The following is a 21,158-nucleotide window of genomic DNA, read 5'->3' as shown; positions in this document are numbered from 1 at the left end:
ACTGGCGATGGAAAAGTTTACGAAGCTCGACGGGGTAGCCGCCAGCTTTCCTATTCCGAACATCAACACCGACGCCGTGATACCGGCCTCCTATCAGCGCACGCTCAAGGACGACCCCGGGAAGGGTCTTTTCGCGGGCTGGCGATATGACCTCGATGGCAAGGAAGTGCCTGACTTCATCCTCAACCGGGAGCCCTTTCGGCAAAGCAGGATCATCGTGGCGGGAGAGAACTTCGGGTGCGGCAGTTCTCGCGAATTCGCGGTATGGGCTCTCATGCGATTTGGCATCCGCTGCGTCATCGCACCGAGCTTCGGCGATATCTTCTACGAGAACGCTTTCAAGAACGGCCTACTGCCGATCATCCTGAGCCCCTCCCAGGTTGATCGCCTTCACGACCATCTCGCCAAGACCAACAACCCCTCCCTGACCGTGGATCTGGAGAAACAGATCATCGAGCTGCCCAATGGCGAGAGCGTCCCCTTCACGGTTCCCCCGAGCCGCCGGACAGCGCTGCTGGAAGGGCTGGACGAGATCGGACAGACGCTCCGCTTCGGCGACGAGATCACCGACTTCCAGCGGAACCAGAAAGTCACCGCACCATGGGTCTATGCACGGCCGCAATATTCCAGATCAGCGAAGGAAAATGCAGATGCGCGTGCGTCGATCGCTTAGGCAAGCGGCCAGCCGGACCAGCCCGCTCGTTGCGCCAACGGCGCAGGACGCCTTCACTGCGCGAATGATCGAGGGTCTGGGCTTTAAGGCTGTCGCGCTGGGCGGTTCCACCATGCTCGCGGCCAGATACGCCTTGCCGGATCTCGGACTGGCGGCGCTGGCCGAAATGGTCGAGACCGCACGCGACATAATCAACGCGACCGAGCTTCCCTGCATCATGGACGGCGACGATGGGTATGGCGACGTCAAGAGCGTCGTCAGGATGGTGCGCATCTATGATGAGCTGGGAGTCGGCGCCGTCGTGCTCGAGGATCAGATACGCGAGGTCAAGCAGTCCGGCAACAACAACGCCCGCCGCGTAGCTCCGCACGACGAAATCATCAGGAAGCTCCGGGCTGCGGTCGAGACCCGATCGGACAAGGATCTGATGGTCATCACTCGCTGCGACGCGTATGCGATCGAAGGACTGGAAGGCTCGCTGAAGCGCTGCGACGCCTATCTAAAGGCTGGAGCGGACGGCGTATTCATCCCCGGTGTATCCACCGTGGAGGAACTCGAGCGCGTGGGAAAGACGTTCCGCGGTTCGTACCAGATCGTCGACATGCTGGAGAACCGTCCAACCTGGCTGAAGCCGTCAGAACTTGCCGCCATGGGGTTCTCCCAAGTGGTTTACCCGAACTTCGTCATGCTGAGGACGATGCTGGCCACGAACGACGCCTTGATGCAGTTGCAGCGCTTCGCGACGGACGATTCGCCGCCCGTGCTGCTGTCCGACTTCGAAGGCGCGAGGGCGCTCTTCCGGGAAATCGTACGCGAAGAGGAATGGTCTTCACTGGAGCAGCGTTTCCGATAGGTCCGACCACATTTCGACCGAAGCGCGGCAACGATGTACGACCGGCGCCTCGCGATAAAATAGTCACCGAACTCGGCGCGCATGAAGCTGACGTGCAGGGTCGTCGCCCTACCTTACGGCTTGCTGCAAGGAGGGATACAGTCCTACTCGGCGGCGACCGGCATGGCGCGACCGGCGGAAAATTTCTCCATCAAGGCGCCATGGCGACGCTGGGCGATCGAAATGCTCTGCAGCTTGACGTGGCCGAAGCCGCGGATCATGTCGGGGATAGCCGCGATCTCCACCGCTGCCGCATGATTGTCCGGACGCAATCCCGCGAGTAGCCCGCGCAGGTTATCTTCGTAGTCTTCGATCAGTTGCCGCTCCATCCGTCTTTCCTGTGTCCGCCCGAAGGGATCGAGGCGTGAATTGCGAAGCCACTTCAGCCTCGCCAGAACGCCGAGAGCGGGCATGATCCAAGGACCGAATGTTCGCTTCACCGGCTCTCCCGCGTCATTGCGCTTCGTGAGGAACGGCGGAGCCATGTGGAGCGCGATGCGATAATCGCCTTCGAATTCCTGACTCAGGCGTTTCCTGAACTCGCCGTCGGAGTAGAGGCGCGCAACCTCGTACTCGTCCTTGTAGGCCATGAGCTTGGCCAGGTTGACGGCGACGGTCCGGGTCAGGTCCGCCGTGCCGGGTGCCACTCCGGCTTCGGCCCTGCGTACGTTTTCGACGACATCGCGATATCGCGCCGCGTAGGCAGCATCCTGATAGGCCGTCAGAAGCCGCGCCCTGTGGTCGATGATCTCTTCGAGAGTCTCCGGCGCACGGCCCGCGTCCTTCAGCGAGGCGGTTTCCACGACGGCATCAAGATCCCGCGCCGCGCGCCGGCCCCACTCGAATGCCTGCTTGTTGGTTTCGACGGCGACGCCGTTGAGTTCGATGGCCCGGGTGAGGGCCTCAAAGCCGAGCGGCAGCAATCCCTTCTGAAACGCAAATCCGAGCATGAACGTGTTCGTGGCGATCGCGTCGCCGAGCAGCGCCGTTGCGATCGAATGAGCCGGGACGAAATCGATCATATCTCGTCCCGCCGCGTCCGCCAGACGCTTGCGCAGCGTCGCCTCCTCGAAATCGAAATCGCGGTTCTGCATGAACGCGGCTGTCGGCACGACCTTCTCGTTGGCGATGACGCGGGTCGCGCCGGACCGGATGGTCGCCAGCGCCGCGGGTCCCGTTGCGACGACTGTGTCGCAGGCGATCACCACGTCGGCTTTTCCGGCGGGTATGCGCGAAGCGACCGACGCCGGCTTGCCGCCGATCCGCACGTGGCTCATCACGGCTCCGTTCTTCTGCGCCATTCCGGTCGAATCGAGGACGGTGCAATGCAATCCCTCCAGGCGAGCCGCCATGCCGAGCAACGCTCCGACGGTGATCACCCCGGTGCCGCCGACACCGGTGACCAGGATGCTCAAGGTCCCGTCGATCGTGGCTGCCACGGGCATCTTCAGATCGTCGGTAGCGCTGATCCGCGCAACCGGGCTCGCTTTCCTGACGCGAGCGCCGGACACGCTGACGAAACTCGGGCAGAAACCCTTCACGCAGGAAAAGTCCTTGTTGCAGGAGGACTGGTCGATCCTGCGCTTTCTGCCAAGATCGGTCTCGACCGGCTGTACCGAGATGCAGTTCGACTTGATCGTGCAGTCGCCGCAGTTCTCGCAGACCGCCTGATTGATATAAATTCGGCGGTCCGGATCGGGAAACTTGCCGCGCTTGCGGCGCCGCCGCTTCTCGGCCGCGCAGGTCTGATCGTAAACGAGGATCGTCAGACCTTCCACTTCGCGCAGGTCGCGCTGGACCGCGTCGAGATCGTCCCGGTGGTGCACAGCGATGCCCAAAGGAATCCGAATTGATCCCGACGAGTACTTGTCCGGCTCATCGGTGACGATAGCCACGCGCCTCGCACCCTCAGCCAGGACCTGTTCGCACACCTGGGGCACCGTAAGCCCCCCTTCCACCGACTGGCCGCCGGTCATCGCGACGGCATCGTTGTACAGGATCTTGTAGGTGATGTTCACCTTGCTCGCGGCGGCCGCTCGGATCGCCAGCAGACCGCTGTGGGAGTACGTTCCATCGCCCAGGTTCTGGAATACATGCTTTTGAGAAGTGAACGGGGATTGCCCCACCCAGGCCAATCCCTCCCCACCCATGTGGCTCCACAGATGCGTTCGCCGTTCAGGCATGAACGCGATCATTCCATGACAGCCGATGCCGGCCATCCCGCGACTGCCTTCGGGCAGCACCGTCGAGGTGTTGTGCGGGCAGCCCGAACAGAAGAACGGTGGACGGACCAGGACGGGCGACAGGTTGCGTGCGGCAAGATCGATTTGCTCCAGGCGTGCGAGATTCTGTTCGATGACGGTGTCGCGGTCCAGCACGGAGGAAAGAAAGGCGCCCACGCGGCGGCCGACCAGCGTGGGGTTTATCTCGCCCTCGCTGGGAAAGAGCACCTCGCCCGCAAGATCCTGCTTGCCAACGATCCTTGGACGCTTCGGATCGTTGTAGAGGATCTTGGCAATCTGGTCCTCGATGAGCCCGCGCTTCTCCTCGACCACCATGATCTCGTCGAGGCCTTCGGCGAACGCCTTCATGCCAGCGATCTCAAGCGGCCAGACCAGACCGATCTTGTACAGGCGGATGCCGAGCCTTTCCGCCGCAGCTTCGTCGATGCCGAGCTCGTCGAGCGCCTCCTTTAGGTCCAGATACGCCTTCCCGGCCGCAGCAATTCCGACCTTCGCGCCGGACGGGTTCCACACGAGCCGGTCAAAGCGGTTGGCGCGCGCGAATGCCTGGACGGCGGCCATGCGCGGGCCATGCAATCGCCTCTCCTGCTCCAGTGGCGGGTCCACGAGACGAATGTTCAGGCCTTCGGCCGGCACAACGAAATCGGCGGGAACCACGATGTCCGGCCGCATCGGATCAATTTCAACCGTCCCCGCCGTTTCGATCGTCTGCGCCACGGCCTTCATGCCGACCCAGCAGCCGGAATAACGAGACAGCGCAAAGCCCCCCACTCCGAAGTCCAGATAATCCTGCAGCGTCGCCGGCGCGATCACGGGCATCATCGCCGCGACGAAGATCTGTTCGCTCTGGTGAGGCATCGTGGACGAATGCGATCCATGATCGTCTCCCACGATCGCGAGCACGCCGCCATTGCGCGACGTGCCGGCTCCATTTGCATGCTTGAAGACGTCACCGCAGCGGTCGGCGCCGGGCCCCTTGCCGTACCAGATGCCGAATACACCGTCGACCAGAGCACCGTCGAAGAGGTTGAGCTGCTGGCTTCCCCAGATGGACGTGGCAGCGAGATCCTCGTTTAGGCCGGGCTCGAAATGGATGCCCTTGGCCTTGAGCCACTTCTGCGCACCCCAGATCGCATAATCATATCCGCCGAGAGGCGAACCGCGGTAGCCGGAAATGAAACCCCCGGTATTCAGGCCATTGGCCTCGTCCCTTGCCTTCTGCAGCATTGGCAGCCGCACAAGGGCCTGTACGCCCGACATATATGCCATTCCCTTCTCGAGGGCATATTTGTCGTCGAGGGAGACTTGGTCAGGTAACATCGCTCATTCCAGGAACCGCATTCCTGCACGGTTCTCGACGACGATTGCGGGCGGCAGGACGCCCGCCTCGGCCTGTGTGAACAGTGCCGGCGAATCTACCGATGATACGGTAGCATGAGCCACCCAAATTGGACGAACTTGCAGAATGTTCGACCGACGCGTATCGGGAATATCCCGCCGGCCGAAGCCGAGGAACGCTTCTATGCCAAGTACGCGTGCAGAAGCTGGCGCCATGAATCGGAGGAAACGTCCTCCAGCAGACCCCGGCGTGGTTCACACCAAACGACGAATACCACCCGCTAGGCTTGGTAGACAAAGCGCCTGGGAGTCGTTCCCACATGGCGTTTGAAATACCGGATAAGGTGACTTTGATCCACGAAGCCGACCTCGCATGCCACTTCCGCTGCCGGTTCTCCCTGTCTCAGGAGTTCCGCGGCTCGCGATACGCGGACTCCGAGGATAAAGGCGTGAGGTGTGGTTCCCAGTGATTTGCGGAACGTCCGTATGACCTGGAATTTGTTGCGACCGCAGAAACTCGCAAGATCGTCGAGAGTAATTTTCTTCCTGAGATTTCTCTCGACGTAATCGATGCAATCATCAATGACGCATATACCTGAGAACTTTTCACGTGGTACGTGGTCATAACACCAAGGAGAAATTGCTTTTCTGTATTCTGATATTGCAGCGCAGCGGGCTTCAACGCTAGCTCTCGATACAGCCATTTTGATTTTCTCCCAGTTTTTTCTTTTAGCGAACCATTTTCGGGAGGGCTCCTCAATGCAAAATGCCTGATCCTTGTATTAGGAAAACTAATACGAACAGATGTTCCGGATCAGGCACGGAGCCCTTGATCCGTTTCATGATCGTGCCACTGGGCCGAGCCGATCAGACGATGCCTGGATATGTTCCGCCGTCGAGCAGGATGTTCTGTCGGGTCAGATATCCCGAGCCGCCCGCGCACAGGAACGCGCAGAGGCTGCCCAGTTCTTCCGGCGATCCGAACCGTCCCGAGACCTCCCGCTCTCCCATGGCGCGCAATTGGTCCTCGAGAGTGACCGCGTTTGCGCTTGCCTGGCGAGACGCTGCGGAAGTCAGCCGATCGGTATCGAAGCTTCCCGGCAGGATATTGTTCATGGTCACGTTGTACCTGACGCGCCAGTCCGCCGACGAACCCGGTGAGGGCGCAGCGGGAGGCGTTCGACAGATCGAGATCGGGGATCGGCGCTTTGACCGCAACGGACGTGATATTGACGATGCGGCCGAAACGCCGCTCGACCATTCCGTCCAATATCGCCCTGATCATTTCCACCGCGCCAAGCAGATTGAGGTCGAGCGCCTTGATCCAGTCGCTTCTCGTCCACTGCCGGAAGTTCCCCATAGGCGGGCCTCCCGCGTTGTTGACCAGAATGTCGGGTTCCGGGCAGGCCGACAGAAGCGCGTGCCTTCCTTCGGGGGTGGTGATGTCTGCTGCCACAGCCAGCGGCCTTTCGGCTGCGAACGTCCCGATTTCTGCAGCGGTCTGCTCGGTGCGGGCTTTGTCCGTCCCGTTCACGACGATCCGTACGCCTTCGCGCGCAAGCGCCGAAGCGCAGGCCTTTCCAAGCCCCCGGCTCGAGGCGCACACAATGGCGGTCTTACCTTCAAGTCCCAGATCCAATGTCCCTCTCCATATTACGTCTCGATAGTGCCCATGCCGCCCCGATCGGACTGCGGCGCAGGGACTGACGAGGAGTTGTCACCGCAACATCAGTGACGGCCGTGATCCCCAGTGCCGTCAACTTGAGCTAGTCCGTCTAGATGAGTAAATAATCATGCCATGGGCGTGACTCGCCCGAGAATGCGGGTATTAACACCTGATGACATCCTATTGATACAGATAAGTACCTATAAAATGGTTTTCGATGGAACAGAACTAGCGATTGACTAGATATATCTATCATTTTAAACTATATTCGTGCATTTTATTGTATGAAATTGCTGTTGACTGCTCGTATCTGGCGGTGCATAAAACCGAAAAAATCAGTGGAGGATTGGGCATGACGCGCGATGACGAGATCACGTCCCTGGGGAGAAGCCTGTGGAATGCCGAGACGAGCCTGACGCCGATCCCGCCGATCAGCCTGTCGCACCCGCAACTGAGTGTCGATCAGGCCTATGAGGTACAAGCAAACGTAGCCCGCCTACGTGCCGGCATCGGGCACCGCATGTGCGGCTACAAGATCGGGCTCACGAGTCAGGCCGTCCAGAAGATGGTGGGTCTCAGCGAGCCGGACTACGGCCACCTGTTCGGTCAGATGCGCATCGAGGATGGCGGGATCGGCGATCGATCCGAACTCATCGATCCGAAGATCGAGCCGGAACTGGCCTTCGTCCTTGCCCATCCCCTGGCGGGACCGAACGCCTCGATCGAAGACGTCATCGCGGCGGTCGACTACGCGGTTCCGGCTTTCGAGATCGTCGACTGCCGGATCCAGGACTGGCGTGTGCGCGGGATCGACGCCATCTGCGACAATGGATCGGCGGCCCGGTTCGTGCTCGGTCGCGGACGGCTTCCGATCCGGGATGCGGACCTTGGATCGATTTCAGTGAAGTTCGAGCGCAATGGAGAGATCATCGCCACGCCGCACATGTCGGAGATCATGGGCAATCCGGCCAGCGCCGTCTGCTGGCTTGCCGACAAACTGGCAGAACAGGGCGCAAGAATCGAGGCAGGGGAAGTGGTACTCACGGGCGCGCCGTGCCGCCCCTCGGACGTCGCACCCGGCGATGTGTTCCGCGCAACATTTGACACGCTGGGTTCCGTGACAATGTCCTGGCGCTAGTTCGCACCCGGACCTGCATATGCCTCCTGCCTGGCCCTGGGCAGACTTCGTCCATGCCTGCAAGGGGGTCGAGGGCTCACGCGCCCTCGACGATCGCAACCGAACTTTCTCAGGCAAGCGAGCGCGTTTCCTCCGCCCTCGACATTATCCATTTGCGGAAGGCCGCGACCTTCTTGAGTCGCAGCTTCCGTGGCAGGCACACGAAGTAGTAGCCTTGGTTGCCGACGAGGATGTAGTCGAAGGGCTTCACCAAGCGGCCCAGTCTGATGTCTTCCTTCACATATCCGAATTCGGCGATCGCCAGACCCAGGCCATCGATCGCAGCTTGGTAGACGAGTCCGGAATCCTCGAGACGGGCGACGTCCTTCGTGGGCACGTTCGTCGCGCCGACACTCGTAAGCCACTGGTTCCACAGGTCCGGCCGCTGCTTCGAATGCAACAGCACATACCGCGGCAACTGCTCCAGACTCTGCGGCGGCCCGGCCCCGTCGGCGAGCCGGGGACTGCATACGGGCGTCAGCATGGTCGGGAAAAGGAGATCGGAGGCCACGTCTTTCCAGTTCCCCGTACCAAACTCGATCGAACCGTCCAGGTCGTCGTATTCGAAGTCCGCGAACTTGTGGCTGGTCTGGATCGACACCTCGTACTCGGGGTACTGCCTGGTGAAGTCCGACAGCCGGGGGATGAGCCACCGCATCGCGAAGGTCGGCAGTGCTTTGATACGGATGATCCGGTCGGCATAGTGAGGATTCAGGTTGGCAGTCTCCGTCTCGATGATCGCAAAGGCCTCGCGCACACTTCGGCTATAGGCCAGTCCTTCCTCGGTCAGGTGGACTTGCCGGTGAACACGACGAAACAGCTTGGTCTCGAGACTCTCCTCCAGGATCTTGATGTGGCGACTGATGGCTCCCTGCGTCACGCAGAGTTCGTCCGCGGCCCGGCTGAAGCTCCCGAGGCGCGCCGCGGCCTCGAACGCCTTCAGCGCGTTCAGCGGCGGGAGACGGTAACTCATCGACTTCCTCCCTCGGTCTTCATGCCGCCCGCATCGCCGAACGTGAGACGGGTCGGAAAACCGATGCTCAGGTGCCTGCCGAGTCTTCGAACACAGTACCAATTTTCTACAATACGCAATGCCGATCGCGCAGTTGGATGCGGCAGCGCAGGCCGACAACATGCATGCTGTGAGACGGATCGCCCTGCCTCAGACGATCACGCAACCCAGCCGGCAATGGCTCCAGGGGGCCCGCACCCCTCCATGCACCGTTTCCGGCCGTCAATCGACGGCCCAGCGAGATCCCGGCGCCACGGCATCCTGCTCCGACAATCGCGACGCTTTCCATCAGAGCGCGCGATCCAGCATGGCGTCGAGTTCGATTCGGAAGCCGAACCGAACTCGACGTTCCCCAGGCAATGATGGCAAGCGCCACGACAGCCCCATGCCTGTCGCAGACACGCCGATCACTTCGTCACGACGCCAAGCGCTCGGTCGCTCAGAGCCGGTGCCCAGTTGGAGGCGCCGCCATGCTGCCTGTTGCCCATCTGCTTCCTGAACTCCATCCGCGCGAGCTGATCGCGGTGAACTTCGTCAGGGCCGTCGGCAAGTCGCAGCAAGCGTGCGGTCGCATAAGCTGCGGCTAGACCGAAATCATTGCTGGTACCGCCGCCGCCGAATGCCTGGATCGCCCAATCGATGACCTTACAGGCCATGTTCGGGACGGCTATCTTGATCATCGCGATCTCGCTTCTGGCCCCCTTGTTCCCGACCGTGTCCATCATGTGCGCCGTCTTGAGCGTGAGCAGTCGGCACTGTTCGATCATGATGCGCGATTCGGCGACCCGTTCGCGGCTGACCGACTGATCGCTCAGAGGCTTGCCGAATGGGGCGCGCTCCGCCATTCGGAGGCACATTTTTTCCAGCGTCCGCTCGGCAAGTCCTATCAGGCGCATGCAGTGATGAATCCGGCCGGGACCAAGCCGGCCCTGGGCGATCTCGAAGCCACGGCCTTCCCCAAGCAACAGGTTGGACTTCGGCACGCGGACATCCCGAAACACCACTTCGGCCGCACGATCGGGCACGCCGTAGAAGCCCATCACCGGCAACGAACGAACCACCTCGACGCCCGGCGCGTCGCGCGGCACCAGGATCATCGACTGCTGCCGATGACGGTCCGGGTTGTCCGGGTCCGTCTTGCCCATAAAGATGATTACCTTGCAGCGCGGGTCCGTGGCATTGGTCGTGTACCACTTGTGCCCGTTGACGACGTAGTCGTCGCCATCCGCGCGGATTTCGCTCTCGATGTTGGTGGCATCGCTGGACGCGACGGCGGGTTCCGTCATGGCGAAGGCCGAACGGATCTCGCCGGCGAGCAAGGGCATCAGCCACCGGGCCTGCTGTTCCGGCGTGCCGTAACGCGCCAGAACTTCCATGTTGCCGGTATCCGGTGCCGAACAGTTGAATATCTCAGGCGCCAGATGCGATCGCCCCATGATCTCGCAGAGCGGCGCATATTCGAGATTGGAGAGACCGCCCCCGTGTTCGCAGTGCGGCAGGAAGAGATTCCACAGGCCGGCCTCCCTTGCCTTGGGCTTGAGTTGCTCGACGACCGGATAGACGGCCCATGGACCGTGGTCTTCCGCCTCCCGGTAGAAGCGGGCCTCGTTCGGATAGATGTGCTCCTCCATGAAGGCAACGAGCCTTTCTTCCAGTTCGAGGACCCGTTGCGATTTCTCGAGCATGGCTACGTCCACCTGATCTCGGGCAGCGAAGTCTCGCCGACTCACATTATGACGCGCGGCCATCGAGGCGCCCGTGCCTTGGCCTTCGATCGCCGCACAAAGACATCCATAGACGATCTGAAGGGCTTTGGCGACATCGTCCGACGATTTTGATTGACTATCTGTTCAGTGAAGTCCTACACGGGAGCAACTGACCGGCTATGCCCGTAGAACGTCGAGAGGAAAGAAATGGGCACTGCCACCGGAACAGGCGGCGCAGGAGACTGGGTACCCGACCGGGCACGGCTGACGCGATGGCTGTCGGCAACCATACCGGGTTTTCGGGGCGAGATTCGGCTGGAGCGAACCGCGGGGGGCCAGTCGAATCCGACCTTCCGTCTGCGTGCGACCGACCTGGATCTCGTCCTGCGGAGCAAGCCGGCGGGCCCGACGCTGCCCAGTGCGCACGCCGTCGACCGGGAGTTCCGCGTTATGGAAGCGCTGCGGGGTACCGGCGTCCCGGTGCCGTGCGTCAGAGCGCTGTGTGGGGACGAAAGCGTCATCGGCACCGTGTTCTATGTGATGGACTACGTCCCGGGGCGTGTCTTCTGGGATCCCCGGCTCATCGACCTCGACCGCGCGGAGCGATCGGCGATCTTCAATTCCATGAACGAGACGATCGCGCGGATTCACTCCCTCGATGTCGCGGCCATCGGCCTTCGTGACTACGGCCGGGCCGGGGCCTATGCCGAGCGGCAGGTAGCGCGCTGGACGAGGCAGTACCGCGCCTCCGAAATCGATCCGAACCCTGCAATGGACTGGCTCATCGACTGGCTGCCGCACAACCTTCCACCGGAGGGTCCCACACGGCTGGTTCATGGCGACTATCGCCTCGACAACATACTGATCCACCCGACCGAGCCGCGCGTCGTCGCCGTGCTCGATTGGGAGCTTTCCACGCTCGGAGACCCGATGGCGGATTTCGCCTATCACATGATGAGCTGGCGTCTGCGGCCGGAGTTGTTCCGCGGACTGGCCGGCACCGATTTCGCAGGGACCGGAATCCCGGACGAGCAGACCTATCTCGCCCGCTATGTCGAACGCACCGGTCTCTCCGACACCCGTCACTGGAAATTCTTCCTCGTGCTGTCGATGTTCAGAATCGCCGCGATCATGCAGGGCATCGCCAAACGCGCGCTGGACGGCACGGCCTCCAACGCGGATGCTGCCGAGATTGGCGCGAAAGCCAGGCCCATCTCTGAGGTCGCGGTCGAACTGGCGCAGGGTAGCGGAGGCGGCACGTGACGCACAAGGCGCAGATCCGGATTGCCGGCGCGGCCTGGAGCGGAGCGGAAATCGCCTCCGTTCGCGCGCCCGCAGGTCGTGACGCCCTCGACGGAGCGCCAGAAAGCGTCCCGGCGAAGCTCTCCGCCATCGGGGACCGCGGCGCGGCGTGCAACCGCGAGGGGGGACGTCGATGACCGCGCAGACTGCGCCCGCCCGCGGAGCCGATCGACCGCGGCTGAGTTCGTCCGACCAGATCGTGCGCGACATCGTCCGCGGGCTCTACGATGGCCGATTTGCTGCCGGCCAGAGACTGATCGAACCCGACATGATGCGCCTCTACGCCGTCAGCCGCGGTACCGTGCGCGAGGCGCTGAAGCGGCTTGCCGCGGAGGGGGTGGTCAGCATCACTGCCTTCCGCGGCGCACAGATTCGTCACCTCTCGCTGGCTGAAGCGACGGAAATACTCCAACTCCTGGAAGTGACGATCGGCCTCGCCGCCAGGCTGGCGGCGCAGAACATGGCAGGATCCGCGAGCCGGGAAAACTTCGGGGCGGCCTACGCGCACCTCGCCTCCTTCGCCGACAAGGAGGATTCGTTCGACCACGTTCAGGCGCGAAACCGCTTCTATCGCGCCATGACCCGTGCCGCCGGCAACCGTGCCCTCGCCCGTCTCATCCCCAGCTTCCAGGTCCACCTGATCCGCACCTACCTTCGCCGGCCGGCGAAGGAGCGCTTCGCCGACTATCGCGCGATGGCGGACGCAATCCTGTCCGGCGACGGCGACCGGGCGGAGGCGGCCGGCCGACACCACCTGCGACACGTCATCCAGGCGTTGGACGCCGCACCCGAGTCGATTTTCGCACCGGCCGTTTCCAGGCAGACCGATGGCATGGACGACGAGGAGATCGATCATGACTAATGCTGCGCATGTCCTCCCGGCCTGCCCCGGAAATCCACCCGGGAGGGAGGAACGAGGACGCATGGTTGCTCCAAGCGGAACATGCCGGTGACAGGTTTGTTCGACCTGACGGGCGCGCGCGCCCTCATTTCGGGATCATCGCGCGGGATCGGCCTCGCGATCGCGACCCGCATGGCGGAAGCCGGCGCGCGAGTGACGATCTCCTCACGCAAATCCGACGCCTGCCAGGCGGCCGCGGACGCCATCAACCAGGCGCACGGGGATGGCCTGGCAATCCCGATCCCTGCGGATATTTCCGTACGCGCCGACCTGGAGAACCTCGTCGAGACGGCCAACTCGGCCTGGGGAGGGATCGACTTACTGATCTGCAACGCAGCCAGCAACCCCCACTACGGGCCATTGGCGGGCATCACGGACGAGCAGTTCCGGAAGGTATTCGAGAACAACGTGCTCTCCACGCACTGGCTGATCTCGCTGGTCGCGCCAGGGATGCGCGCCCGCCGTGACGGCGCCATCACGATCATCTCGTCGATCGGAGGGCTGACGGGCTCCGCCGCGATCGGCGCCTACAACATCTCGAAGGCGGCGGACATGCAGCTCGCACGAAACCTGGCGGTCGAATTCGGCAAGGACAACGTCCGCGTCAATTGCATCGCGCCGGGCCTGGTCAGGACCGCGTTCTCGCGCGCCCTTTGGACCAACCCGGACGTATTGGGCGGATACGAAGCGAAGACCCCGCTCGGCCGCATTGGCGAAGCCGACGAGATCGCGGGGACCGCGATCTTCCTGTCGGCGCGCGCGGGATCGTTCGTGACCGGCCAGACGATCGTCGTCGACGGCGGGGTGACCATCGCGGGAGTGACCGGCGCATGACGATCGAGGGCAAGATCGTCGTCGTCACCGGCGGCGCCAGCGGCATCGGGGAAGCACTGTGCAGGGCCTTCGCCTCCGCCGGGGCGCGCAAGGTGGTGGTTTCCGATATCGACGTCCCCGGCGCCGGCAGGGTGGCGGCCGACATCGGCGGGATCGCCGTGCCCTGCGACGTCTCGGAGCAGCAGCAGATCGAAGCGCTCGTTTACCGGGTCGAGGCGGAAGTCGGTCCGGTCGAACTGTTCTGCTCCAATGCCGGGATCGCCGCGGGTTTCGACCAGAGCTTCGAGAATGCCGCCATGGCTCCCGACGCGGTGTGGCAGAGGGCGTGGGCGATCAACGTGATGGCGCATGTTCACGCCGCGCGGGTACTCGTTCCGCTCATGAAGGCACGCGGCGGTGGCGCATTCCTGCAGACGATCTCGGCCGCCGCGCTGCTCAACCAGATCGGCAGCGCGGTCTACGCGACGACGAAACACGCCGCGATCGGCTTCGCGGAGAACCTTGCCATCACGCACCGCGACGACGGCATCCGCGTCTTTGCGCTCTGCCCGCAGGGCGTGGACACACCGATGCTGCGGGGCCTGCCCGAAGGCCCTCAATCGGCGGACGGCGTGATGTCCGCGGAGAAGGTGGCTGCCGTGACGCTGGCCGCGATCGTGGAAGGCCGGTTCCTCATCCTGCCGCATTCTGACGTCGCGAAGTACATGCAGCGCAAGGCGGCGGACTACGACCGATGGCTGGACGGCATGGCCCGGCTGCAGCGGACGATGAAATAGGTCCTTCTCCTTGTCCTCAGGTCACGGTTCGGTCGGATCGGAGGGGACCGTCGTGCAGGAAGGAACCGGCTTCGCGGAGTTCGCAACGGACGAGAAAGCTCCTTGAGGGAAGGGAATTCGTGAATGGCGGTCGAGTCGGGAGAAGAGATGGCCGAGACGGTGACATTCGCGCGGGAGGGGGCGCTGGCGGTTCTGTCGATCGACAATCCGCCCGTCAACGCTCTCTCACGCTCCGTGATAGAGGGGCTGATCGCGGGCTTCGACCTGTTCGAAAAGGACGGTTCCGCCGACGGCCTGATCATTCGCTGCGCCGGCCGGACCTTCGTGGCCGGCGGCGACATCGCGCTTTTCGACGATCCGGCATTTTCCGCGGAGCCCTTGAACGCCCTCCTCGACCGGATCGCGGCGAGCAGCCGGCCGGTGGTCGGAGTGCTTTTTGGAACCGTCCTCGGCGGCGGGCTCGAATTGGCACTCGCCTGCCACGGACGCATCGCGGCCGAGGGAACCGCGTTCGGAATGCCGGAAATCCGGCTTGGGCTCATCCCCGGCTCGCACGGGACGCAGCGCCTGCCGCGCCTCGTCGGGCTTGCGGAAGCGGCCCGGATGATCTCTACGGGCGAAGCCATCGGCACGGAGAAGGCGCTCGAGATCGGGCTGATCGATCGTATCGCCGATCCCATGGACGGCGCCGCCATCGCGGACTTCGTCGGATACGTCGCATCGCGGGGCCGGCCAGAGCCGGCGCCCTTGCAAGGACGGGCGGATCAGGAAGTGCTCGACGGCCTGCGCAAGACCGCGGCGGGAAAACCGCAAGAGCCGGCCTATCGGGCGGTAGCGGAGGCGCTGGCCGCCGCAATCGAGCGGCCCTTTGCCGAAGGCAAGGCGATAGAGGCTGACTGGTTCGCGAGACTGGTGCCCTCGGTACCTGCCCGCGCGCAGCGCCACCTCTTCTTTGCCGAACGTGCCGCGGCCTCGATACCCGATCTGCCGAAAGAATCCCCGACCCGGTCGGTCGAGCAAGTCGGCATCCTCGGCGCGGGCACGATGGGGACCGGGATCGCGCTCAGCTTTGCGCTTGCCGGTTTCGAGGTGATCCTCTCGGACACCGAGCAGTCCGCGATCGACCGCGCATTCGAGGGGTTGAGCGATGCCCTCGGTGCGTTCGTACGCCGCGGCCGCCTGTCCGACGAGGCGGCGAAGACCACCCTTGCGCGCATAGAGGGCGCGGTCGGCGCTGCCGCACTCGCCTCGTCCGATCTCGTTGTCGAGGCCGTGTTCGAGGACATGGAGCTCAAGCTTGCCGTCGCACGGGAACTGGGCAGTCTCTGCAACCCCGGAGCGATCATCGCCACCAACACCTCCACGCTCGACGTCAATGCGATCGCGGCCGCGACCGGCCGGCCCGGCGACGTCATCGGCACGCACTTCTTCTCGCCCGCACACATCATGCGGTTGCTGGAAGTGGTGCGCGGGAAATCAACAGCGCCGGATGTCCTGCAAACGATCCTGAGGACGGCCCGCCGGATCGGAAAGACGGTGGTGGTCAGCGGCGTGTGCTACGGCTTCATCGGCAATCGCATGGCCGAGGTCTACATGCGAGAAAGCGAAGCCATGCAGCTGGAAGGAGCCTCGCCGCAAGACATCGACCGGGTTATCGAGGATCCGGCGTTTCTCGGCATGTCCATGGGACCGAGCCGGATGCTCGACATGGCCGGCGTGGACGTCGGCGCGCGCACGGTCATCGAGTGGGTCGCCTCGGGCGCCGGGCCGCGCGATCCGGCCTATCGGGCGCTCTGCCGCAGAATGTACGAAACCGGCAGGCACGGGCAGAAATCTGGTCTTGGCTACTACCTCTACGAGGGGCGCAAGGCTCTGCCCGATCCCGATCACTCCGCGCTTTGTACCGGGCTGGCGGCCGAGCTTGGGATCGCTCGCAGGAAGCATTTTCCCGAAGAAGAGATCTTCGAGCGGCTGTTCTTTCCGATGGTCAACGAGGCAGCGCTGATCCTAGAGGAGAAGATTGCCTATCGCGGCTCCGACATCGACGTGGCCTGGACCTCCGGCTACGGTTTCCCGCGCTGGCGCGGAGGTCCGCTCTTCATGGCCGACGAAATCGGGCTCGCGCGCATTGTCACGGGCATGGAGCACTACGCGGCAAGGGGCGGCGACTCGTACGGGTACTGGAGCGTCGCACCGTTGCTGCGCCGCCTGGCCGAAGAGGGCGGCAGGATCAGCAAGTGGACATCGCAGGGAGGACGGCCGTGAGAGAAGCAGTCATAGTCAGCACCGCGCGGACCGGCATCGGCAAGGCGTTTCGTGGGGCGCTGAACGCCACGAAATCGCCGAGTCTGGCCGGATTCGCGCTCGCCCATGCAGTGGAGCGGGCCGGCGTCGAAGGGGGTGAGATCGATGATTTCGTGCTGGGGACGGTGCTCGCGGCCGGCACGGCGGGGATGAACCTCGCGCGCAATGCGGTGTTTGCGGCCGGGCTCCCGCCCGAAGTCGCCGCCCAGACCATGGATCGTCAATGCGCCTCGGGACTGACGGCGGTCGCCACGGCTGCCAAGCAGATCGTCTGCGACGGAATGAACATCGTCGCGGCCGGCGGGCAGGAGAACATTTCCGCCGTCCAGGGCAGATATTTCGACTGGGTGTCGGCCGAGGCCGACGCGGCGGTGACCGCAAAAGTACCGGCGGCCTACATGCCGATGCTGAAGACGGCCGAAGTCGTCGCCGAACGCTACGGCATCACCCGCGAGGCACAGGACCTTTATGCGCTGGAATCGCAGGCACGTACTGCCCGTGCCCAGTCCGCCGGCCTCTTCGACGACGAGATCGTTCCCTTCGCGACCACGATGCTGGAAACGGACCGGACCACCGGGGAGACGCGCGAGCAGGCCGTCACCTTGGCCAAGGACGAGTGCAATCGCCCGGGTACGACGCTCGAAAGCCTGAGCGGGCTGAAGCCGGTGATCGAGGGCGGCACGGTGACCGCCGGCAACGCCTCGCAGCTGTCCGACGGCGCCGCGGCGCTGATGCTGATGGAAGGATCATTGGCGGCTTCGCGCAGGCTCACGCCTCTCGGCCTCTATCGAGGCATGGCCGTTGCCGGTTGCGCACCCGACGAGATGGGTATCGGGCCCGTCTTCGCGGTTCCCAAGCTGCTCCGCCAACATGGTCTGACGGTTGACGACATCGGCCTGTGGGAACTGAACGAAGCCTTCGCCTGTCAGGCGATCTATTGCCGCGATCGGCTTGGCATCGATCCCGAGCGATACAACCTCAACGGCGGCGGCATTTCCATCGGACATCCCTACGGGATGACGGGAGCGCGGCTGGTCGGCCACGCGCTGATGGAAGGCCGCAAGCGCGGCGTGAAATATGTGGTCGTAACCATGTGCGTGGGCGGCGGCATGGGCGCGGCAGGGCTGTTCGAGACCTGTCTGTGAATGCCGGCCGGCAACCGGATACTCTGAAACCGCGACGCTGAAGGTCTCGCTCCATGACAGCCTCGCAGTCGTCCCTCGTCACCTATTCGCCGTCTGCGCGGGATGCCCGCATCGGCCGAATCTGCCTGAACAGGCCCGAGCAGCGCAACGCCATCGACACTCGGATGGCGCTTGCCTTGCGGGAAGCCGTCACGGCTTTCGAGGATGATGCCTCGGCGCGCGTGGCGATCCTCGGCGGCGCAGGGCCGGTGTTCTGCGCGGGCATGGACCTGGCGGCGTTCGCTGCCGGGGAACGGCCAGGCCTGGACGACGAGGACGGTTTCGCCTTTTTCGTTCGGCGGCGCCGTAGGAAGCCGATCATCGCGGCGGTCCAGGGCGGGGCGTTTGCCGGCGGTTTCGAGATCATGCTGGCGTGCGATCTCGCCGTTGCGACAATCGACGCGCGCTTCGCCTTTCCCGAAGTCAAGCGCGGGATCATCGCCGCGGGAGGCGGCGCGGTGCGACTGCCGTCCCGGATGTCGCTGGTCGTCGCGCGCGAGATGCTCCTGACCGGCGATCCCATCACTGCCGCACGCGCTTACGAACTGGGACTTCTCAACACCGTCGTGTCGACGCCGGAACTGAACGCGGCAGCCGAGGACTTGGCGCGAAGGATCGCCATCAATGCACCGCTGGCAGTCGCGGCCTCACTGTCGCTTTGCGAAATCGCAGCGGCAGCGGGAGAAGCCGACGGCTGGGCCAAGACGGTTCTGGAATGGCGCAGGGTGGAGACCAGCGAGGATGCACGCGAAGGCGCCGTCGCCTTCAAGGAGAAACGGGATCCGGTCTGGCGAGGAGCCTAGGTGTTTGATCCCAGGTTTTGATGGTGCATTGTTTTCCCAGGAATGGAAGGATGCACTATGGGACAGGTTCTTCACGGCAGCGCCACAACGACAGAGGCGATCCGTCGAGCAATACAGAATAGTCAAGAGAGCCTGAGGGCGCTGGCCAGGCGCTACGGGATCAACCAGAAGACGGTCGCCAAATGGAAGAAGCGGACGTCGGTTGCCGATCTGCCGACCGGCCCGCGGGAACTGAAGTCGACGCTATTGTCGCTTGAGGAAGAGGCGATCATCGTTGCCTTTCGCAGGCACACGCTGCTGCCGCTGGATGATTGCCTCTACGCCCTCCAGCCGACGATCCCGCACCTGACGCGCTCCTCGCTGCATCGCTGCCTGCAGCGTCACGGCATTTCCCGCCTGCCCGAGGTCGAGGGCGACAAGCCAGGCAAGAAGAAATTCAAGCGCTACCCGATCGGCTATTTCCACATCGACATCGCCGAGGTGCGCACGGCCGAAGGCAAGCTCCACCTCTTCGTGGCCATCGACCGGACCTCGAAGTTCGCCTATGCGGAGCTGCATGAGAAGGCCGGCAAGATGGCCGCCGCCCAGTTCCTGCGCAACCTCGTGGCCGCCGTCCCCTACGCCATCCACACCGTGCTCACCGACAACGGCATCCAGTTCACCAACCGCAAGCAGGACCGGCACGCCTTCGAGCACATCTTCGACCGCGTCTGCTGCGACAACGGCATCGAGCACCGGCTGACCAAGGTGAAGCATCCGTGGACCAATGGTCAGGTCGAGCGGATGAACCGCACGATCAAGGAGGCCACCGTCAAGCGGTTCCACTACGACGACCACGCTCAGCTCCGTCAGCACCTCCAGGACTTCATCGACGCCTACAACTTCGGGCGCCGGCTCAAGACGCTGAAGGGGCTAACTCCCTACGAACACATCTGCAAATGCTGGACAAAGGAGCGCGAACGCTTCAGGCTCGATCCGATCCATCAAATGCCGGGACTAAACACCTAGGTCTCATGGCGACCGGCAGAGCCGTACAACTGACCGGGAGGAGGAATGCCAAACGGCTGGTAAGATACGCGATGCGCGTATGCTCGGGTTTCTGGGTGATTACCGGCTACATTAGGAAAACTGATGCGAAGCATAGGAAATTTGCGTTGTGCGATGATACTTCCTGCTTCTTGATGATCTGGAATATGGCGCCGGACGGGGGAACAGGTAGCATTCGTGCGTGAACATCCGCAATGTTGAAGCGGCCAAGGATTGCAGGACCGCGGCAATACCTGATTGACGGCCTGATCCCGGCGCTTGCCGTTGGGGTGATCGGAGCGATAGCCTTCTATCTGGTGCACCTGCCGCTGCCGTTCGTTCTCGGGCCGATGTACGCTTGCCTGCTGGTCAATCTTGCATATCCGCGCCTGACCAGCCCCAGTTGGACCAGACCTCCGGTCGTCGCCCTGATCGGCGTCATGCTCGGAACGACATTCAAACCGGAGCTCCTCGAAAGGCTCGACATCTGGGCAACACCGCTGGCCGGACTGCTCGTGGTCGTCGCAACGATCGTAACGGTCAACTATCTCTACTACCATTCGGTCGCGAAGTTCGACAAGGCGACGGCTTTCTATTCGAGTTCCCCGGGCGGTCTGACCGAGATGGTCATCCTGGGAGGTTCGGGCGGTGGCAAGGAAACCGATATTGCGCTGGCTCACTCCTCGCGAATACTCCTGGTCGTGATGTTGCTGCCCTGGGTGATCCGATATGCCTTGGATATTCCGTTTTCGGGCCGCACGATTTCGGGCCCATCCATCGCCCAGATGGACATCGCAACGCTCTGGCTGATCCTCGCCTGTGCAGTGGCCGGGACTTACCTGGGTAAGGCTCTGAAATTTCCGGCGTACGCATTCGTGGGCCCCATGATCGTCAGCGCACTGTTTCACCTGAGCGGGATGAGCGATTTCAGTGTCCCTAGCGAATTCGTCATCTTCGCCCAGGTCGTGCTTGGCGTCTCGGTGGGGGTCGGATTTGTCGGTGTCCCGCCTCGCCTCGTCGGGCAGGCTCTCCTGTTCGGACTGGGGTCCAGTCTGATGATGGTCCTCATTGCCCTCTTCGGAGCCTACGTGGTGAGCCGGATCTCGCCATTCGACGTTTCCGCCCTGCTGTTGGCTTTCGCACCGGGAGGGTTCCCGGAAATGAGCCTCATTGCCTATGCGATGGGAGTGGACGTCGCGCTGGTCGCGGCTCTGCATGTGGTTCGCATTGCCATTGTCCTGCTGTTCGTACCGATGGTGTACCGCGTTTTTGTCGCGGACTGATAGCGGGAACGGCGCCTTTCGTAGGCTGGCCAGGCAAC

Annotated in this window: 16 protein-coding genes and 1 pseudogene; 12 read left to right on the top strand and 5 right to left on the bottom strand. The window is 63.2% G+C overall.

Annotated features, from left to right (window positions below; translation table 11 throughout):
* The first annotated feature begins 7 nt into the window (after nucleotides 1-7).
* Nucleotides 8-673: a 3-isopropylmalate dehydratase small subunit gene (gene leuD / locus G6N73_RS21710; protein WP_165031399.1), complete on the top strand. Its 666-nt coding sequence runs from the start codon at nucleotides 8-10 to the stop codon at nucleotides 671-673.
* Nucleotides 651-1,526, top strand: a complete 876-nt coding sequence (locus tag G6N73_RS21705) for an isocitrate lyase/PEP mutase family protein (RefSeq protein WP_165031397.1) — start codon at nucleotides 651-653, stop codon at nucleotides 1,524-1,526. Before leuD ends, G6N73_RS21705 begins: the two co-directional genes overlap by 23 nt.
* Nucleotides 1,527-1,669: 143 nt before the next feature.
* Here G6N73_RS21705 and G6N73_RS21700 read toward each other — a convergent pair whose 3' ends face one another.
* From G6N73_RS21700 to G6N73_RS21690, 3 genes and pseudogenes are all read right to left on the bottom strand, one after another.
* Nucleotides 1,670-5,128 carry an indolepyruvate ferredoxin oxidoreductase family protein gene (locus G6N73_RS21700; protein WP_165031395.1) on the bottom strand — a complete coding sequence of 1,153 codons (3,459 nt, stop codon included), beginning with the start codon at nucleotides 5,126-5,128 and terminating at the stop codon, nucleotides 1,670-1,672.
* A gap of 299 nt (nucleotides 5,129-5,427) precedes the next feature.
* Nucleotides 5,428-5,850, bottom strand: a complete 423-nt coding sequence (locus G6N73_RS38650) for a helix-turn-helix domain-containing protein (protein WP_165031393.1) — start codon at nucleotides 5,848-5,850, stop codon at nucleotides 5,428-5,430.
* 163 nt (nucleotides 5,851-6,013) lie between these two features.
* Nucleotides 6,014-6,785 (bottom strand): annotated as a pseudogene (locus G6N73_RS21690) (SDR family NAD(P)-dependent oxidoreductase).
* A gap of 379 nt (nucleotides 6,786-7,164) precedes the next feature.
* Between G6N73_RS21690 and G6N73_RS21685 the strand changes: the two are divergent.
* Nucleotides 7,165-7,950, top strand: a complete 786-nt coding sequence (locus tag G6N73_RS21685; protein WP_165031391.1) for a 2-keto-4-pentenoate hydratase — start codon at nucleotides 7,165-7,167, stop codon at nucleotides 7,948-7,950.
* A gap of 109 nt (nucleotides 7,951-8,059) precedes the next feature.
* On the opposite strand, the gene gcvA is transcribed toward G6N73_RS21685, so the two are convergent.
* Both gcvA and G6N73_RS21675 read right to left on the bottom strand, forming a co-directional pair.
* Nucleotides 8,060-8,962, bottom strand: coding sequence for a transcriptional regulator GcvA (gene gcvA / locus G6N73_RS21680; RefSeq protein ID WP_165031389.1), 903 nt, complete (start codon nucleotides 8,960-8,962; stop codon nucleotides 8,060-8,062).
* A gap of 446 nt (nucleotides 8,963-9,408) precedes the next feature.
* Nucleotides 9,409-10,686, bottom strand: coding sequence for an acyl-CoA dehydrogenase family protein (locus G6N73_RS21675; protein WP_165031387.1), 1,278 nt, complete (start codon nucleotides 10,684-10,686; stop codon nucleotides 9,409-9,411).
* Between the two features lie 228 nt (nucleotides 10,687-10,914).
* On the opposite strand from G6N73_RS21675, the gene G6N73_RS21670 reads away from it, so the two are divergent.
* The 9 genes from G6N73_RS21670 (at nucleotide 10,915) to G6N73_RS21630 (ending at nucleotide 21,120) form a co-directional block, all read left to right on the top strand.
* On the top strand, nucleotides 10,915-11,970 hold the full coding sequence (locus G6N73_RS21670) for a phosphotransferase family protein (protein WP_165031386.1): 1,056 nt from the start codon (nucleotides 10,915-10,917) through the stop codon (nucleotides 11,968-11,970).
* Between the two features lie 172 nt (nucleotides 11,971-12,142).
* The gene (locus G6N73_RS21665; RefSeq protein WP_165031385.1) at nucleotides 12,143-12,871 is read left to right on the top strand and encodes a GntR family transcriptional regulator; all 729 of its coding nucleotides are present in this window, start codon (nucleotides 12,143-12,145) and stop codon (nucleotides 12,869-12,871) included.
* 96 nt (nucleotides 12,872-12,967) lie between these two features.
* On the top strand, nucleotides 12,968-13,744 hold the full coding sequence (locus G6N73_RS21660; RefSeq protein ID WP_008838261.1) for an SDR family NAD(P)-dependent oxidoreductase: 777 nt from the start codon (nucleotides 12,968-12,970) through the stop codon (nucleotides 13,742-13,744).
* Nucleotides 13,741-14,520, top strand: a complete 780-nt coding sequence (locus tag G6N73_RS21655) for an SDR family oxidoreductase (protein ID WP_008838260.1) — start codon at nucleotides 13,741-13,743, stop codon at nucleotides 14,518-14,520. Before G6N73_RS21660 ends, G6N73_RS21655 begins: the two co-directional genes overlap by 4 nt.
* Nucleotides 14,521-14,643: 123 nt before the next feature.
* Nucleotides 14,644-16,785 (top strand): 3-hydroxyacyl-CoA dehydrogenase NAD-binding domain-containing protein, encoded by a 2,142-nt coding sequence (locus G6N73_RS21650; protein ID WP_165031384.1) that lies wholly within the window; start codon nucleotides 14,644-14,646, stop codon nucleotides 16,783-16,785.
* A complete protein-coding gene (locus tag G6N73_RS21645; protein WP_008838258.1) occupies nucleotides 16,782-17,969 on the top strand; it encodes an acetyl-CoA C-acyltransferase in 1,188 nt (395 codons plus the stop codon). Before G6N73_RS21650 ends, G6N73_RS21645 begins: the two co-directional genes overlap by 4 nt.
* A gap of 53 nt (nucleotides 17,970-18,022) precedes the next feature.
* Complete coding sequence (locus G6N73_RS21640) at nucleotides 18,023-18,811, top strand: enoyl-CoA hydratase-related protein (protein WP_165031383.1); 789 nt, start codon at nucleotides 18,023-18,025, stop codon at nucleotides 18,809-18,811.
* Between the two features lie 57 nt (nucleotides 18,812-18,868).
* Nucleotides 18,869-19,819 (top strand): IS481 family transposase, encoded by a 951-nt coding sequence (locus G6N73_RS21635; protein WP_165031382.1) that lies wholly within the window; start codon nucleotides 18,869-18,871, stop codon nucleotides 19,817-19,819.
* 233 nt (nucleotides 19,820-20,052) lie between these two features.
* On the top strand, nucleotides 20,053-21,120 hold the full coding sequence (locus tag G6N73_RS21630; RefSeq protein WP_165031381.1) for an AbrB family transcriptional regulator: 1,068 nt from the start codon (nucleotides 20,053-20,055) through the stop codon (nucleotides 21,118-21,120).
* Nucleotides 21,121-21,158 lie beyond the last annotated feature (38 nt).

The organism is Allomesorhizobium camelthorni (genome assembly GCF_011045125.1).
Classification (GTDB): Bacteria; Pseudomonadota; Alphaproteobacteria; order Rhizobiales; family Rhizobiaceae; genus Allomesorhizobium; species Allomesorhizobium camelthorni.
Note: the sequence above shows the minus strand (reverse complement) of the source record. Positions and strands in the feature narration are given on the sequence as shown.

Coding starts and splice junctions, on each gene's coding strand:
- leuD (WP_165031399.1), top strand. CDS start 8: ATGGAAAAGTTTACGAAGCTCGACGGGGTAGCCGCCAGCTTTCCTATT.
- G6N73_RS21705 (WP_165031397.1), top strand. CDS start 651: ATGCGCGTGCGTCGATCGCTTAGGCAAGCGGCCAGCCGGACCAGCCCG.
- G6N73_RS21700 (WP_165031395.1), bottom strand. CDS start 5,128: ATGTTACCTGACCAAGTCTCCCTCGACGACAAATATGCCCTCGAGAAG.
- G6N73_RS38650 (WP_165031393.1), bottom strand. CDS start 5,850: ATGGCTGTATCGAGAGCTAGCGTTGAAGCCCGCTGCGCTGCAATATCA.
- G6N73_RS21685 (WP_165031391.1), top strand. CDS start 7,165: ATGACGCGCGATGACGAGATCACGTCCCTGGGGAGAAGCCTGTGGAAT.
- gcvA (WP_165031389.1), bottom strand. CDS start 8,962: ATGAGTTACCGTCTCCCGCCGCTGAACGCGCTGAAGGCGTTCGAGGCC.
- G6N73_RS21675 (WP_165031387.1), bottom strand. CDS start 10,686: ATGCTCGAGAAATCGCAACGGGTCCTCGAACTGGAAGAAAGGCTCGTT.
- G6N73_RS21670 (WP_165031386.1), top strand. CDS start 10,915: ATGGGCACTGCCACCGGAACAGGCGGCGCAGGAGACTGGGTACCCGAC.
- G6N73_RS21665 (WP_165031385.1), top strand. CDS start 12,143: ATGACCGCGCAGACTGCGCCCGCCCGCGGAGCCGATCGACCGCGGCTG.
- G6N73_RS21655 (WP_008838260.1), top strand. CDS start 13,741: ATGACGATCGAGGGCAAGATCGTCGTCGTCACCGGCGGCGCCAGCGGC.
- G6N73_RS21650 (WP_165031384.1), top strand. CDS start 14,644: ATGGCGGTCGAGTCGGGAGAAGAGATGGCCGAGACGGTGACATTCGCG.
- G6N73_RS21640 (WP_165031383.1), top strand. CDS start 18,023: ATGACAGCCTCGCAGTCGTCCCTCGTCACCTATTCGCCGTCTGCGCGG.
- G6N73_RS21635 (WP_165031382.1), top strand. CDS start 18,869: ATGGGACAGGTTCTTCACGGCAGCGCCACAACGACAGAGGCGATCCGT.
- G6N73_RS21630 (WP_165031381.1), top strand. CDS start 20,053: ATGTTGAAGCGGCCAAGGATTGCAGGACCGCGGCAATACCTGATTGAC.